Origin of the sequence: Arthrobacter ramosus (assembly GCF_039535095.1) — a bacterium.
GTDB lineage: Bacteria > Actinomycetota > Actinomycetes > Actinomycetales > Micrococcaceae > Arthrobacter > Arthrobacter ramosus.
The window spans coordinates 4,914,415-4,929,026 of record NZ_BAAAWN010000001.1; the positions used below are offsets into that span (position 1 = coordinate 4,914,415).

Consider the following 14,612-nt stretch of genomic DNA (forward strand, 5'->3'; position numbering starts at 1 on the left):
AAAGTGCCTCAAACAGTGATCCGTCCCACCGCGCCCTCCACTGCCCGCGAGATCCTGCGCCTGGCTGTCCCCGCCTTTGGGGCGCTCATCGCCGAACCCCTCTTCCTTTTGGCCGACTCCGCCATTGTGGGCCACCTTGGCGTCCCCCAGCTCGCGGGCGTGGGACTGGCCTCCACCCTGCTGTACACCGCCGTCGGACTTATGGTGTTTCTGGCATATTCGACAACTCCCGCTGTGGCACGGGCCATCGGGGACGGGAAGCTCGCCAAAGCGCTGGCCGCAGGGCGCGACGGCGTCTGGCTGGCCTTGCTGCTGGGCACCGTCCTCGCGGTGGCTGGCTTCTTCGCTGCTGAGCCGCTGGTCGGGTTGTTTGGAGCCAGCGGCGAGGTGCGGGCATACGCCGTCGACTATCTGCGCTGGTCCATGCCGGGACTCGTCGCCATGCTGCTGATCTTCGCTGGCACCGGCGTCTTGCGCGGACTGCAGGACACCCGCACCCCCTTGGTGGTCGCAACGGCGGGGTTCGCCGTGAACATTGGCCTCAACGTGGTCCTGGTCTACGGGCTGCACTTGTCCGTGGCGGGGTCAGCAATCGGCACCAGCATTGCTCAATGGGCCATGGCCGCCGTGTATCTGGTGATGGTGGGACGGAATGCCCGCCGCCACGGCGTTTCGCTGCGCCCGGACTGGCGTGGAATCCGAGCGATGACCACCGTGGGGTCATGGCTCATGCTCCGCACCCTCAGCCTGCGTTTGGCGATCCTGGCCACGGTCCTGGTGGTTACTTCCCAAGGGTCCGTGAACCTCGCCGCGCACCAGCTCGCGATGACCATTTTCTCCTTCCTCGCCTTCGCCCTGGACGCCTTGGCGATTGCTGCGCAGGCCCTCATCGGCAAGGAACTCGGAGCTTCCCATCCGGCGAGGGCGCGCGAACTCACCCGCACGATGATCCGCTGGGGCGTGGGCTTCGGTGTGGTGACCGGCGTGCTCCTGGCAGTGGCCGCTCCGTGGGCCGGCTTCCTCTTTACCTCCGACGCCGGCGTTCAGTCCGCGCTCACAGCGGCACTGTGGGTACTCGCCGTCGGGCAGCCGCTCGCGGGTTACATCTTCGTTCTTGACGGGGTCCTGATCGGCGCGGGCGATGCCCGCTACCTGGCGATTGCCGGCGTCGTGAACCTCGCGGTATATCTGCCGCTTTTGGTGGCAGTCTACTTGACCAGGCCCGACGGCGCGGCGGGGCTCGTGTGGCTCTGGGTCGCGTTCGGGCTGGGGTACATGATGGCGCGCGGGGTCACTCTGGGGCTGCGGGCCCGCTCTGACAAATGGATGGTCCTCGGTTCGCACTAAACTGGACTGGTGACTCTCCCCACCTCTTCAGCGACTTCATCCACGCCTACAGCAGCCGGTCTCTGGAAGCCCGTACTTCTCCGCGCCGGTGCTGCGCTGGTGTTTGGAGCCGTGACCGTCTTCTGGGGCTCGCCATCCGTTCACGTTCTGGCCTGGGCCACCGGGCTCTACCTGCTCGCAACCGCGGGCGCCGCGTTCCTGGCTGCGAGTGTTCCCGCGGCCGCGGCCGCCGTCGTTGGCCTGGCAGGAGTGGGCGCCTTGATTACGCAGTCCGACACAGGTGCCGCCGTTTCCGCGCTCGTAGGATTGCTGGTGCTCGGGGCGTTTGAACTGGTCCAGGGATTCCGGCAGCGCAGACGGCACGTGCTCGCCCGAGACTGGATCATTTCCGGTGTGGTGGGCATCGGCACCGCCGTTGCCTTGCCGTTCTTCATCGGCCTTGGAGCGCACGCGCTTCTCGGTGTTGCCGGTGGCGGCGCCATCATCTCGGGAGTCTTGTGGATGCTGTCCGGGCTGAGCCTGCGGCACGATGGGCGAACCCCCTCCGCCGAGGCCGTAAACTAGTAGTCGTACGTTCTACCCTGCGTAGAACTCTCAAGGCGCGCACGGCGCCAGCACCCACATTGGAGGAATGACCTTGGCTGACCAGAAACCAAGAGAGCCGCGCAAGATGCGGACCTCGGTGAAGGGACCGCTGATGTTCTCCGCGTTTTGGGGCGTCGTGATCTTCTTCGCCGTGCTGATCTTCGCCTCCGGCGGCAGCGCCCGCACTCCGCGCTTTGACCTCGCCTTTACCGGTGCCGGCATCGCCTTCATTGTGAGCCTCGTCCTCGCTGCGATGCTTTCCATGAGCCACAAGGAAAACGCCGAACACCTCGGCAAGGGCTCAGGCGTCAACCTGAGCTCCAGGAAGCCGGGCCAGGGTCACGGTTCTGCGGCCCCCCATGCGGTCAGCGAAACGGAAACGCCGGACGCCGACTAGGCCGTCGTAGTCTTTTTTCGTGTCACGCCACGCAACTTTTTGCCGGCTGGCCACCGCAGCAACCCCGGAAACTCGCGGCAGGCCGCCGTCGTGCGCTCTGAAAAGTTGCACGGCGTGACACCCTCGCCCGACTCACTCCGTACCTGAGGCTTTCCGGGCCCGGTAGGCCGCGACGTGTGTTCGGTTGGCACAGTTGCCGGTGTCGCAATAGAGCTTGGAACGGTTGCGGCTCAGGTCCAACACGACGGCGTCGCAATCGTCCGCCGCGCACACCCGCAGGCGATCCATTTCCTTGCTACGGATGACGTCCACGAGTGCCATGGCAGCTTCGGTGCCCATGCGTTCCGCAAGGGGCGCTTCAGGGGTGGTTGCGTGCAAGTGCCAATCCCAATGATCGTGCTTGACCAATTGGGGGAGTGCGCGTGCGTCGGTGAGGAGCTGGTTGACGGCCTTTGCGGCCGCGTCCTCGTCGGATGTCCACAGGGAAGCCAGCTGGCTCCGCAGTCGCTTCACGCTGGTCAATTCGGCCTCGGTTCCCTCCCTCGTCCCCGTGAATTCTTCCGCGTCGAGGAAGGCGTGGAGCTCGGCGACACTCGTGAGCGATTCGGTGCCGTTGGCGGCCGAATTGATCAAATTGACCACGCTTCGAAGCGCCACTTCAGTGTCAGGTGCAAAAAGCACTTTGACTCCTTACATCTCTCGGGAGTAGTGTCAGCAGCGTAACCCATTTTACTCCTGACAGGAGGCTGCTGTGTCAGCTGCAACAAACCGGGCTGGTGCTGCGGGCTTCATGGCGTCGGGCTTGGGGCTCGCGCTCTTTTCCTCAGCGGTCTTCGGCTTGTCCGGCTCGTTCGCCAAGTCCCTCCTGGAGACCGGGTGGACCCCCGGCGCGGCAGTTGCCATCCGGTTGAGCGGTGCTGCACTTATCTTGGCGATCCCGGCCGTCGTCGCTCTCCGGGGCCGTTGGCACCAGCTCAAGGACAACTGGCTCACCATCCTGCTATTCGGTGTGATCGGCGTTGCAGCATGCCAGCTTTTCTACTTCAATGCGGTGTCAAGGCTGTCCGTGGGGGTCGCGCTCCTGCTCGAATACCTCGCGCCAACCATGATCGTCCTGTGGCTGTGGGCCGCGAGTCGACGCCGGCCCCGGGCCCTCACCGCCATCGGAACGCTGCTTTCCCTCGGCGGACTCGTCCTGGTGCTTGATCTCACCGGCTCCGTGAAGGTGGACTTCGTCGGGGTCCTGTGGGGCATGGCCGCGGCCGTCTGCCTGGTCATCTACTTCTTTATCACAGCCAAACAGAACGAGACGCTGCCGCCCATAGTGCTGGCTTCCGGCGGTCTCATGGCTGGTTCAGTCCTCATCTGGATTGCCGGCGGAACCGGCCTGGTGTCCATGACCTTCGCCACCGCGGACACACAGCTAGGGCCGTGGACCACGCCGTGGTGGGTCTCGATCGCCGGCCTCGTCATCCTGTCCACCGTGCTGTCCTACGTCACGGGGATCATGGCAGCACGAAGCCTCGGTTCCAAGGTGGCATCCTTTGTCTCGCTCACGGAAGTGTTGTTCGCCGTAGTGTGGGCCTGGCTGTTGCTGGCCGAATTGCCCGGAGCCATCCAACTCGTGGGCGGGGCACTCATCGTGTGCGGAGTGGTCTTGGTGCGAATCGACGAGCTGCGCGCCGACAAGCGTGATGCCCTGGAGCCCGGTAAAGACCATGCTGCCCTGGAGCTTGACCACGCGAACGACGTCGAGCCGGTTCCTTCCGAGAGGGTCCTCTAAACCCGACCCTTAATGGGGGGCCGGGGCCTAGCATGTTGATATGTGCCGGAATATTCACACCCTCCACAACTTCGAGCCACGAGCCACCTCGGCGGAGGTGGAAGCCGCAGCCCTGCAATACGTACGAAAGATCAGTGGCACCACCAAGCCGTCCAAGGTAAACGAGGAGGCCTTCGCCGAGGCTGTCCATGAGATCGCGCATATCACCCAGCATCTGCTCGATTCCCTCGTGACCCATGCGCCAGCGCGCAACCGCGACGAGGAGGCGGCCAAGGCCAGGGCCCGGGCGGCCGTTCGTTTCGGAACGGCCTAGCCTCCGCAAACTGACTGGCAGTTGTTGCCGTTCTCACGCCGGATAACGACAACAACTGCTAGCTAGTTGGGTGGGCAGTTGGGTGGCGGTGGGGACTACTTTGCGAACGAGCGCAACCGCAGCGAATTCGCGACCACCAGGACCGAGCTCGCAGCCATGGCCGCACCGGCGATCATCGGGTTGAGCAAACCAAGGGCTGCCACGGGGATACCGATGGCGTTGTAGAAGAACGCCCAGAACAAGTTTGTCTTGATGGTGGAGAGCGTCTTCCGGGACAGCTCGATGGCTTGCACCAGCTGGCCGAGGTCGCTGCCCATCACGGTCAGATCCGAGGCCTCGATGGCCACATCCGTGCCCGATCCCATTGCGATGCCAAGGTCGGCTTGCGCCAGCGCTGCGGCGTCGTTGACCCCGTCCCCGGCCATGGCCACGGTGGAGCCCCGGGACTGAAGCTTCCGCACCGCGTCCACTTTGCCTTCCGGCAGGACCCCCGCGAAAACGTCTTCCGGGGCGATCCCGACGGCGGCGGCCACCTGGGCGGCGACGGCGGCGTTGTCTCCGGTCAGCAGCAGAGGGCGAATCCCGAGTTCCTTGAGCTTCGCGATGGCTGCGGCCGAACCGGGTTTGACGGTGTCCCTTAGCGTGACTATTCCAGCGGGATTCCCGTCCACAGCAACCCAGATGGCAGTAGCGCCACCAGCTTCCTCAGTGGCCAGTGCCTGGCGTTGTGCGTCGTCAGGGAAGATCCCGTTGTGTTCCAACCAGCCGGTCCTGCCGGCCACGACCGTTCGCTCAGCTCCGTTTCCGGCTCCGTTCAGCGCAACCATCCCCCGGACTCCGCCGCCCGGGGCGGAACTGAAGTCCTTCACAGCGGGGAGCGGGCCGGCGTCGGGCATTGCGGACTTGGCGGCAGCGGCAATGGCGTGGGCGATGGGGTGCTCCGACGCTGCCTCGACGGCGCCGGCGAGGGACAGGACGTCGGCGGGGGAGTGGCCGTTCAAAGCCAAGGTGTGTCCAACGGCGAGCTTGCCGCTGGTGACGGTTCCGGTCTTGTCCAGCAGGATGGCGTCCACCGTGCGCGTATCTTCAAGCACCTGGGGGCCCTTGATGAGGATGCCGAGCTGCGCGCCCCGACCGGTCCCGGTCAAGAGGCCAACGGGAGTCGCGAGCCCAAGCGCACACGGGCAGGCAATCACGAGCACCGCCACGGCAGCCGTGAACGAGGCATTGAGGTCCCCGCCCAGGGCGAGCCAGAGTACGAAGGTAACGACGGCGATGACCAGTACGACCGGAACGAAGACGGCGCTGATGCGATCAGCGAGCCGTGCAATCGGGGCTTTGCCCGTCTGCGCCTGGCTGACCAAACGCCCCATTTGCGCCAGCGTAGTGTCGGAACCGACTCGTGTCGCGCGGACCAGCAGGCGGCCCGAAGTATTGATGGTGGCGCCCGTGACCTGGTTTCCCGGTCCGACCTCCACCGGCACGGATTCACCGGTGACCAATGAGGCATCCACAGCAGATGAACCGCTCGTCACCAGGCCGTCAGTGGCGATCTTCTCTCCCGGTCGAACCACGAAGACGTCCCCCGCCACGAGTTGCTCGGCCGGGATCTTGTGCTCGACGCCGTCGCGCAGCACCGTTGCGTCCTTGGCTCCAAGATTCAGCAGGGCCTTGAGGGCATCGCCGGCCTTCGCTTTGGCGTTGGCCTCTAGATAGCGGCCCAGAAGCAGGAACGTGGTGACCACGGCCGCAACTTCGAAGTACAGCCCGCCGCTCACGCCTCCCATGGTCTCCATGCCGGGGTGTTCAGTCATCATGGGGTTGGCAAAGAGCTGCCACGCAGAGTAGAGGTACGCGGCCAGGACACCAATGGAGACCAGCGTGTCCATGGTCGAGGCGAAATGGCGCGCGTTGATGGCGGCGGCCCGGTGGAAGGGCCAGGCAGCCCACGTCACAACAGGAAGGGCCAGCAACGCGGCGACCCAACCCCACTGGGGGAATTGCAGTGCCGGAATCATCGAGATGGCGAAGACCGGGACCGTCAGTATGGCAGCAGCGATGAGTCTTGGACGCAATTTCGATGCAGCTGGTCCGTGGTGCATGTGGTCGGCGTGGGTGCGCGCATCGTGGCCGCCTTGCGCGCCGTGGTCGCCTTGCGCGCCAGCGGCGCCATGGTTAGCGTGGTCGCCTGCCGCGGCGCCACGGGCCACATGCTCTGCGTGCTCGGTCGTTCCTCCCTTAGACGCACGCTGCCGCATGCCCCCCGCGTCGCCACTGTGGTCATGGAGCCACTCGTTGTGGTCGCTATCGCTGTGGTTATGTTCAGGTCCGCCGTGGTCACCCGGGCTGCCTTCGGTGCCGGACTCGATCGCGGGGCCGGTATGCGGCAGCGCGCGTCTAAGCGACGGAGGAGCGAGCGCGCCGAGCATATCGGTTTCGCGATCGTGGGCGTGCTCGTGGGTCTGGGATGTAGGGCCGGGCCTGGATTCGCGGATCCAGGCTTTGTAGCCCGTTGCGTTCACTGTGTCCACGATTTGTTGGTCCGTGACGTTATCCGGGACTGTTACCTGGGCTGATTCGAGGGGGAGGTTGACTGAAGCCTCCACGCCGTCGAGCTTGCCCAGTTTCCGCTCTAAGCGCGCCACGCATGATGCGCATGTCATGCCCTCGATGTCGAGTTCGATGATGCGCGTGCCCATTTGGTGAAGGATGTCGTGATTGCTCACATTGGCCCCTAGGCCTCGTTGGCGACTACCAGGTAGCCGGCTTCGGCGACGGCTTCGCCGATTTCGGACGGCGACAATTCCTGGGTGGAGGTGATGGTGACGGTGGAGATTCCGCCGGCATTCAGATCGATCTCGACATTCTCCACTCCCGCCAAGGACTCGATTTCCTCGCTGACTGCTGAAACGCAGTGCCCGCAGGTCATGCCGGAAACGCTGACGTTCGTCTGGATGGTGGCGGTGTGGCCCATGGCGTGCTCCTTGGTGGTGAGTTGAATCGTGTGGTGAGTGCTTGCGGGGTTACCGCAGCAGGCGCCCGATGGCATCGGCAGCCTCCTTGACCTTGATGTCGATTTGCTCAGCGCGCACGACGGGATCGGACTCGGAGGCGGCTCCGACGACGCAGTGCCCGATGTGCTCCTCCACGAGCCCGAGGCTCACGGCATGCAGCGCCTTCGTGACTGCCGAGACTTGCGTGAGGATGTCGATGCAGTATTTGTCCTCTTCCACCATGCGCGCAATACCGCGTACTTGGCCCTCGATCCGCTTGAGGCGCCGCAAGTATGCGTCCTTGTTGGGAGAGTAGCCGTGTTGGCCAACGTTCAAGTCAACCGGGTTCAAATCTGTGGGGTTCACATCGATCGTGCTCATGCTGCAAAGGTATACCCCCTGGGGGTATTAAATCAAGTACCCCCAGGGGGTATGCCCCGTGGACCGGCCGACACTACCCCCAGCTCGCCCAGTCCTCCGGCCTGAGCGAGGGCCGGCCAAGCAGGTAGCCCTGGGCCGCGGTCATCCCGAGCTTGGTGACCGCAGCCAGCTCGGCCTCGGTCTCGATCCCTTCGGCCACCAGGGCAGCACCGATTTCGGAGGAAAAACCGACCATCGCAGCTCCCAGTGCCCGCTGTGCCGGATCTGTGTCGATGCCGGCGATGATCTCGCGATCGAGCTTGATGAGGTCCGGCTTGAGCTGCAGGATGTGGCGCATGGAAGCAAAGCCGGCACCGGCGTCGTCGACCGCGATTCTCATTCCGGCACGCCGCAACGGTGCAAGTGCTTCCGCGAGCGGTTCGTAGTTGGCGACCTCGTGGCGTTCAGTGACCTCAAGCACGATGCGTCGGGGAGGGATGGCCGACTCCACAATCGCAGCTGCCAACCGGGGGTCAAGGCATGCTCGGGGTGAGAGATTTGCCGCGATGTACAGTTCCGGCGGGAGCCCGGCAGCGGTGGTCAGTGCGGTCCGGAGCGCAAGGAGTTCAAGCTCTATATCAAGGCCGATCGAGGCGGCTTCCATGAACCGCACCTCCGGGGACGACCCCTGCAAACCGTTGAACCTTGTCAAGGCTTCCGCTCCAATGACGCAGCCCGTCCCCAGGCGCCGGATCGGCTGGAATGCTGTAATGAGTGAACCGTCAGAGAGCACTTCCTGGACGCGGGCGGTGACTTCTGCATGCGAATGTGCTGTCTCCGGATTCAAGACACGGCAGGTGCCCTCGAAACCGCAGTCCCTGCCTTCCCTGTCGCGCATTGGCCTTCCGGCTACATCAATCAAGACGCGGCTGCCGTCCCGGTGGCGGCACACGGTGACCACCCGTGACCACGAGGAGTCACCGCTTTCCCTGGCTTTCCAGTCCACCCGCGCGTCCGCCAGATCCCCGGGGTCGATGATCCGAGTGATGTGCCGTCCCAGCAGTTCGGAAGGTTCGTACCCTGTGATGTCCTTGCAAGCCGGGCTGCAGAACGTAAATCGTCCATCGGGCCCCGTGGCCCACAGCCAGTCCAAGCTTGTATGCAGCACGGTGTCCATCAAGCGCGACGTCCGGAACGCCTGGCTTCGCTCCCGCTGCTGCTGCCGCATGAGGCGCCACGCCGCCAACACCACCAGCGGCACCATCAGCAGCGCGAGAAGAGCGGGGAATCCGGTTGATCCATCGATGCCGGCCCAGGGTGGAAATCCGAAAGCCAGTGGCAGGCGGATAGACAAGGCGACCGCAGCCTCGATGAATACGACAACCAGGAGCCACCATCCGGTCGAGGCAGATGCTAGCTGGTTCGCATCGCGTCCCGTTCGGGCAGACGCCCTCTTGAGCCTGGGAACGCGCATGAAGGGCATACCCAATAGTGCCACCCAGCCGGGGATTACGCCGTAACCGCCAGTGCGTCGATCCGGAAGCACGACGACGGCGCGTGGCCGCCTGCCCCGGGTCATGGGACAAACGTGTGTATGGGAGGGGGTTGCTTCCGAGTGTTGGCAGTGAATTCGGGGATAGCTATCTTTGGAAGCTTAGGGTGGCTGGGGTGCTTGGGAGACGGAACGGAACGACGGCCGTGGGTGAGCAGCGCTACCGGTGTCTGGGCTGCGGGGCCAGCCGCCCCGGTGATGGAACGCTGCCCCGCGGATCCCGGTGACCGGGGAGGTCCGAGGCCAGATCCAGGTCGACGGGGGTTCGACGATCCCTGGACTCCGTCGGATTCTGCTGGATCATTCTCTTCGCCGAAGTTGCCGGTCCCGTGATTCCGCGGCCCCGGAATTTTTCCATTCGAATGATTGAGCAGAATCCGACATCCGAGCGAAGACGATCCCGGGCGGGACGGTCGTTGCGCGTCCTGCCTTAAACAAAGAGCTCCGGAGTGCGTTATTGGGGGATACGCACTCCGGAGCGGACTTTGGAGCAGGTCTTTGGGTTCCTGCTGTCAATTAGCTTACGTGCCCCAACTGCACTCCGCTACCAGTCTGAATAACTACTTTCACTTTACTTTTTCCGGCCGCGAATTCAGGGCGAAATCCGGCGTTTGATCAGGGTCCCCGGCCCCTTGTAGAGCACCATGCGCAGGCCTAGCGTTAACTTGCACAGGAAGGGGTGGTCCACGTGGAGATCTTCATGTGGTGGCTGGACATAGACCTCAAGAGCAAGGAATGGCTGCGGGAAAACCTGCGTGCCACGGAGCTTCCGCTGGAAGTTCTGCAACGCATTGCGGATGTCGGCGGCCCGCGCCTTGAGGAGCTGGCTGGCGGGTTGAGCGACGCAGACTGGGACTTCATTGAGACGCAGTCCGAGTTCGTGGACTGAGACGGTTTCCTAGACCGGTTCATTAAACCGTTGCGGCTCCCGCGCCGGGATGGTTGCATGGGGATCATGGCTACCGCAGAGAGTTATGTCTTGGCGATCGGGACCAAAAAAGGACTGTGGCTGGCACGCAGCACAGACCGCAAGGAATGGTCCCTCTCCGGTCCGCACTTCCTCATGAGCGAGATCCCCAGCATCGGGATCGATACGCGCGGGGACAACCCCCGGATCATGGTGGGCGTGCGCTCCGAACACTGGGGTCCCACCGTGGCCCACTCGGATGACCTGGGCGCCACATGGACCGAGCCCGAACAAGGCGCCATCAAATTCCCGGAGGGCACTGAGGCCGCACTGGAACGGATCTGGCAAATCTACCCGGACTCCGCCGCCCGGCCCGGGGTCGTCTGGGCCGGCTGCGAACCGATCTCCGTCTGGAAATCGACCGACGGCGGCGAGCACTTCGAGCTGAACCGCGGCCTGTGGGACCACCCGCACCGCAGCGAATGGGGAGCGGGTTATGGTGGCGCTGCCGCGCACTCGATTGTGGTCAACCCTTCCGGGGAGAAGGTCCACGTCGCCATGAGCACCGGAGGCGTCTACCGATCTCTCGACGGCGGAGCCTCCTGGGAGGCCCGCAACAAGGGGATTTCGGCCTACTTCATGCCTGATCCCAACCCGGAGTTCGGCCAGTGCGTGCATAAGATCGCTGCGGATGCCGCCGTCGAAGGCCGCTTGTATGCGCAGAACCACCACGGCGTGTACCGCACGGATGACAACGGTGAGAACTGGATCTCCATCGCGGATGGTCTCCCGGCAGATTTCGGCTTCGTTATGCTCACCCACCCCCGCCGCGAAGGGACGGCCTGGGTGATTCCGATCAAGGCAGATAGTGAGCGCATTCCGCCGGACGGCCGGCTTGCAGTGCACCGCACGGACGACGCCGGTGAGTCGTGGAAGCGCTTGGATGTGGGCCTCCCGGACCACGAATACAACGCCGTGCTCCGTGACGCAGCCGCGGTGGACACTGCTGAACCTACCGGGGTGTACTTCGGAACACGCGGCGGCTCGGTCTACGCCAGCGCCGATGAAGGCGAGTCCTTCGTTGAAGTTGCCTCGCATCTACCTGATGTTTTGTGCGTCCGGGCTGCCGTTGTCTCCGGCGTTGTTTCCACAGGTGTGGCCGCCGAATCATCCGCCGCCGTAGCATCCGGTCTTCCGGCTTAGGACGGATCTTGCCCGACATCACCGTGGTTTTGCCTAGCGTTCTCCAGCCCCTCGCCGGCGGGCAGTCCTACCTGACTACGCCCGCCGACGGAGCTGTGACCGTGGAAAGCTTGCTTGACGCTGTGACCGGTAATTACCCGGTGCTGGCCCGGAGGCTCCGGGATGAAACCGGTTCGCTCCGCCGCTACGTGAATATTTACGTGAACGGCGAAGAGGTCCGGCGCCTGAAGGGTCTGGATACTGAAGTTGCGGCCGGCCAGGAGGTCTTGATCATCCAGTCCGTGGCTGGCGGCTGAGCGGTTCGGGGCCAGGTCAGGCCACTCGCCAGACTGTGCATTCGTCGGTGTTGATGGCCTTGCGAAGGCCCGTCAGCTGATCCATGATCCAGACGACGCCGATGCCCGGGGCCGTTTCCTGGACGCTGCCCCTGCGGATGACAACGTCATCGTAGGAGGGTCCGACGGAGAGGCGGGCTTCGATCTGGTCGCCACGGTGCAACTGGTCAAGTGCGCGGATTCTTGTGGAGTGGGTTGATACTTCCTTCAACATGGTGGCCTCCCTGGCTGGAGCTGCCAGCGTTTGCCGGCTATTCCAGTGTGACGGGCCAATGTTGCAGGGTGGTTTCGTACGGGTTAGCCGTGGGTAAGACTTCCGTTAGCAAAAAAATCCATTGGCCCCACCCGGTGGGTGGGGCCAATGGACCAAGGGGGAATCGGGGTTGGGCCCTACTTCAGGCCGAGCTCCGCCGTCGGGGTCTTGAAGGATTCACGGGCGGTCATCGCGGAGACAGCTGCGATGACGCAGATGACGCCGGTGAAGATGCTGATCTGGACCCAGCCGCCGGCCTTGGTGCCGCCGATTGCGGTGACGATCGTTGGGGCGAAGCCTGCCATGAGGAAGCCGATCTGCGTGCCGATGGCCAAGCCGGAGAAACGGACTTTAGTGCTGAACATTTCGCCGTAGAAGGAGGGCCACACTGCGTTTGCAGCGGCGTATCCGAAGGCGAAGTACACCACGGACACCAGGAACATGAGCGGCACGTTTCCGGATTCAAGCGTCAAGAGGAACACGGGCGTCATGATGGCGCTGGCTACGGCACCGTAGATAAAGACGGGTTTGCGGCCGATCCGGTCAGCCATCCGGCCGAAGACCGGCTGGGTGCCGAGCGCGACGACGTTTGCCGCCACGACGAGCCACAGGGTGATCGTGCTGTTGACGTGGGCCACGTCCTTGGCGTAGGCAATGGCCAAGGTGCCGAAGACGGTGCTCACGGCCGAGATGAAGGCGCAGCAGATAACGCGCAGGACGTCGGCCCAGTGCAGCCGGAGGAGGTCGGCCACGGGAAGCTTGGCGATCTGGTTGTTCTTCTTGGCCTCGGCAAACGCCGGCGGCTCGTGCAGGGTGCGACGGATGAAGAACGCTACCAGGACCACCACGGCGCTGAGCCAGAACGGGATGCGCCAGCCGATGCCGTACTTGATCTCGTCGGGGAGGGCGACCACGGGGATGAAGACCAACGCTGCGAGGATCTGGCCGCCCTGGGTTCCCGTGAGGGTCCAGGAAGTAAAGAAGGAGCGGCGGTTGTCCGGAGCGTGTTCCAGCGTCATGGACGAAGCGCCGGCTTGTTCACCGGCAGCCGAGAGGCCCTGGCAGAGGCGTGCGAAGACCAGCAGCGTCGGAGCCCACCATCCGATGGAATTGAAATCGGGGAGGCAACCGATGATGAACGTCGCACCGCCCATGAGCACCAGGGTAAACATCAGCACCCGCTGGCGGCCGATACGGTCACCGAAGTGCCCCAGAATGATGGCTCCAACGGGCCTTGCCACGTAGGCGAAGCCGAATGTCGCGAAGGACATGATGGCTGCGTTGGCGTCGGCGCTGGGGAAGAACACGTGCGGGAAAATCAGGGCCGCGGCCGAACCGAAAATGAAGAAGTCGTAGTATTCGACGGCGCTGCCGAGGAAGCTGGCGAGGGCGGCCTTCTTCGGCGTTCCCGCAGTTGCGGTGCCCGGCGTCGTAGACGGGATCGTGTGACTCATGGTGTTCCTTTGTGTGACGGCGATGTCGCATCTGGCTGAAATTTGCGTACCTGGAACGTCGATGTGGGTCCGGCAGCGGCCTCACACTGTAGCCACATTGTGAGAGCTACTTGTGCGATATAGCAATGATGACTGTGAGCGCAGTCACTTGTCAAGATATTTACTCACCATCTAGATATAGCTCTCACGATGTGGCAATCTTTAGTTATGGATGTGAAGGAAGACACAAAAACCGACATGATCGGCAAGGCCCTCGGCCTCCTCGTATTGCTGGGCAATGAGCCGAAGGGGGCCAGTGCTTCGGAGCTCGCCCGTCAGGCGGAGCTGCCGTTCAGCACTACTTACCGGCTGCTCGGATCCCTGACCCGCGACGGATTCGTTGACTACGAGGCCGATGGCCGCCGCTACCACCTGGGACTTCGTGTCTTCCAGCTCGGTCAACGGGTATCAAACCACCACGGCTTCGCCGGCACCGCGCGGCCCATCCTGCAACGCGTGACGGAGGGGACCGGCGAAGCCACCATCCTTTCGGTCAGGGATGGCCACCACCACCTCACGGTCAACAAGGTGGACGGTCCCCAAATGTTCCGGGTCACGAGCGATCCGGGGCATCTTGGAATGCTGCACACCACTGCGGTGGGCAAGGTGCTTGTTGCCTTCGCGGACGACGACGAGCGGCAGCAGTTGGTGGAAGAGCTTGAGTTGGAGCCGCTCACCGAGTTCTCCATTACCGACCGCGACGCCTTCCGCCTGGAAATCGAGAAGATCCGGCGCCAGGGCTACGCGATCATGGACGAGGAAAACGAGGTGGGCATGCGCGCCGTCGCTGTCCCTGTCCTCAATTCCCAGGGCGTTGCCTTCGCATCCCTTGCCACCGCGGTCCCTGTTTTCCGGATGAGCGTGGAGCAGCTGGTGGCGGTGGTCCCCTTGCTGAAAAGCGCGGCATCCGAGCTTGCCGACCGCCTGCCGCAGCGCTAAAGGCGTTAGCGGCTGGCACTTTTGTTCGCGATAAGAACACTAGTGCAATATATGAACATTTTGTGTAGTCTGATTCATACCGCCCGGCGGAGCAGCAGACTCTGGATGACTCAAGAGGATCCAGAGAGAGCCCATCCGCGGGTGCAGTTGTC

General features: G+C 63.7%; 16 protein-coding genes. 9 read left to right on the top strand and 7 right to left on the bottom strand.

Annotation, left to right across the window (positions count from 1 at the left end; all coding sequences use genetic code 11):
• Nucleotides 1–3: 3 nt before the first annotated feature.
• The 3 genes from ABD742_RS22695 to ABD742_RS22705 all read left to right on the top strand — a co-directional run bounded on the left by ABD742_RS22695 (nt 4) and on the right by ABD742_RS22705 (nt 2,329).
• Nucleotides 4–1,347, top strand: a complete 1,344-nt coding sequence (locus ABD742_RS22695; RefSeq protein ID WP_234752884.1) for an MATE family efflux transporter — start codon at nt 4–6, stop codon at nt 1,345–1,347.
• Between the two features lie 9 nt (nt 1,348–1,356).
• The gene (locus ABD742_RS22700) at nt 1,357–1,911 is read left to right on the top strand and encodes a DUF308 domain-containing protein (RefSeq protein WP_234752882.1); all 555 of its coding nucleotides are present in this window, start codon (nt 1,357–1,359) and stop codon (nt 1,909–1,911) included.
• A 67-nt stretch (nt 1,912–1,978) separates the two neighbouring features.
• Nucleotides 1,979–2,329 carry a hypothetical protein gene (locus ABD742_RS22705; protein WP_234752880.1) on the top strand — a complete coding sequence of 117 codons (351 nt, stop codon included), beginning with the start codon at nt 1,979–1,981 and terminating at the stop codon, nt 2,327–2,329.
• A gap of 132 nt (nt 2,330–2,461) precedes the next feature.
• On the opposite strand, the gene ABD742_RS22710 is transcribed toward ABD742_RS22705, so the two are convergent.
• Nucleotides 2,462–3,010, bottom strand: coding sequence for a CGNR zinc finger domain-containing protein (locus ABD742_RS22710; RefSeq protein ID WP_234752878.1), 549 nt, complete (start codon nt 3,008–3,010; stop codon nt 2,462–2,464).
• A gap of 70 nt (nt 3,011–3,080) precedes the next feature.
• Here ABD742_RS22710 and ABD742_RS22715 point away from each other — a divergent pair, with 70 nt between their 5' ends.
• Both ABD742_RS22715 and ABD742_RS22720 read left to right on the top strand, forming a co-directional pair.
• The gene (locus tag ABD742_RS22715) at nt 3,081–4,112 is read left to right on the top strand and encodes an EamA family transporter (protein ID WP_234752876.1); all 1,032 of its coding nucleotides are present in this window, start codon (nt 3,081–3,083) and stop codon (nt 4,110–4,112) included.
• A gap of 40 nt (nt 4,113–4,152) precedes the next feature.
• On the top strand, nt 4,153–4,425 hold the full coding sequence (locus ABD742_RS22720) for a DUF2277 domain-containing protein (RefSeq protein ID WP_234752874.1): 273 nt from the start codon (nt 4,153–4,155) through the stop codon (nt 4,423–4,425).
• Between the two features lie 95 nt (nt 4,426–4,520).
• Here the strand turns inward: ABD742_RS22720 and ABD742_RS22725 are convergent, their stop codons facing one another.
• From ABD742_RS22725 to ABD742_RS22740, 4 genes are all read right to left on the bottom strand, one after another.
• Nucleotides 4,521–7,124, bottom strand: coding sequence for a heavy metal translocating P-type ATPase (locus ABD742_RS22725; RefSeq protein WP_234753034.1), 2,604 nt, complete (start codon nt 7,122–7,124; stop codon nt 4,521–4,523).
• A 35-nt stretch (nt 7,125–7,159) separates the two neighbouring features.
• Nucleotides 7,160–7,399, bottom strand: coding sequence for a heavy-metal-associated domain-containing protein (locus tag ABD742_RS22730; RefSeq protein WP_059388821.1), 240 nt, complete (start codon nt 7,397–7,399; stop codon nt 7,160–7,162).
• 49 nt (nt 7,400–7,448) lie between these two features.
• Nucleotides 7,449–7,799, bottom strand: a complete 351-nt coding sequence (locus ABD742_RS22735) for a metal-sensitive transcriptional regulator (RefSeq protein ID WP_234752872.1) — start codon at nt 7,797–7,799, stop codon at nt 7,449–7,451.
• Nucleotides 7,800–7,872: 73 nt separating this feature from the next.
• Nucleotides 7,873–9,357, bottom strand: a complete 1,485-nt coding sequence (locus ABD742_RS22740; RefSeq protein WP_234752870.1) for a sensor domain-containing phosphodiesterase — start codon at nt 9,355–9,357, stop codon at nt 7,873–7,875.
• 661 nt (nt 9,358–10,018) lie between these two features.
• Here ABD742_RS22740 and ABD742_RS22745 point away from each other — a divergent pair.
• Genes ABD742_RS22745 through ABD742_RS22755 form a run of 3 tightly spaced genes read left to right on the top strand, consistent with a single transcriptional unit; the run spans nt 10,019 to nt 11,736 of the window.
• Nucleotides 10,019–10,219, top strand: a complete 201-nt coding sequence (locus ABD742_RS22745) for a hypothetical protein (RefSeq protein WP_059388808.1) — start codon at nt 10,019–10,021, stop codon at nt 10,217–10,219.
• 57 nt (nt 10,220–10,276) lie between these two features.
• Nucleotides 10,277–11,440 (top strand): WD40/YVTN/BNR-like repeat-containing protein, encoded by a 1,164-nt coding sequence (locus ABD742_RS22750; protein WP_234752868.1) that lies wholly within the window; start codon nt 10,277–10,279, stop codon nt 11,438–11,440.
• Between the two features lie 8 nt (nt 11,441–11,448).
• Nucleotides 11,449–11,736, top strand: a complete 288-nt coding sequence (locus ABD742_RS22755; protein ID WP_234752866.1) for a MoaD/ThiS family protein — start codon at nt 11,449–11,451, stop codon at nt 11,734–11,736.
• A gap of 16 nt (nt 11,737–11,752) precedes the next feature.
• On the opposite strand, the gene ABD742_RS22760 is transcribed toward ABD742_RS22755, so the two are convergent.
• Both ABD742_RS22760 and ABD742_RS22765 read right to left on the bottom strand, forming a co-directional pair.
• Nucleotides 11,753–11,989 (bottom strand): hypothetical protein, encoded by a 237-nt coding sequence (locus ABD742_RS22760; RefSeq protein ID WP_234752864.1) that lies wholly within the window; start codon nt 11,987–11,989, stop codon nt 11,753–11,755.
• A 176-nt stretch (nt 11,990–12,165) separates the two neighbouring features.
• Nucleotides 12,166–13,482, bottom strand: coding sequence for an MFS transporter (locus ABD742_RS22765; protein ID WP_234752862.1), 1,317 nt, complete (start codon nt 13,480–13,482; stop codon nt 12,166–12,168).
• 207 nt (nt 13,483–13,689) lie between these two features.
• Between ABD742_RS22765 and ABD742_RS22770 the strand changes: the two genes are divergently transcribed.
• Nucleotides 13,690–14,460: an IclR family transcriptional regulator gene (locus ABD742_RS22770; protein ID WP_234752861.1), complete on the top strand. Its 771-nt coding sequence runs from the start codon at nt 13,690–13,692 to the stop codon at nt 14,458–14,460.
• Nucleotides 14,461–14,612: the final 152 nt, after the last annotated feature.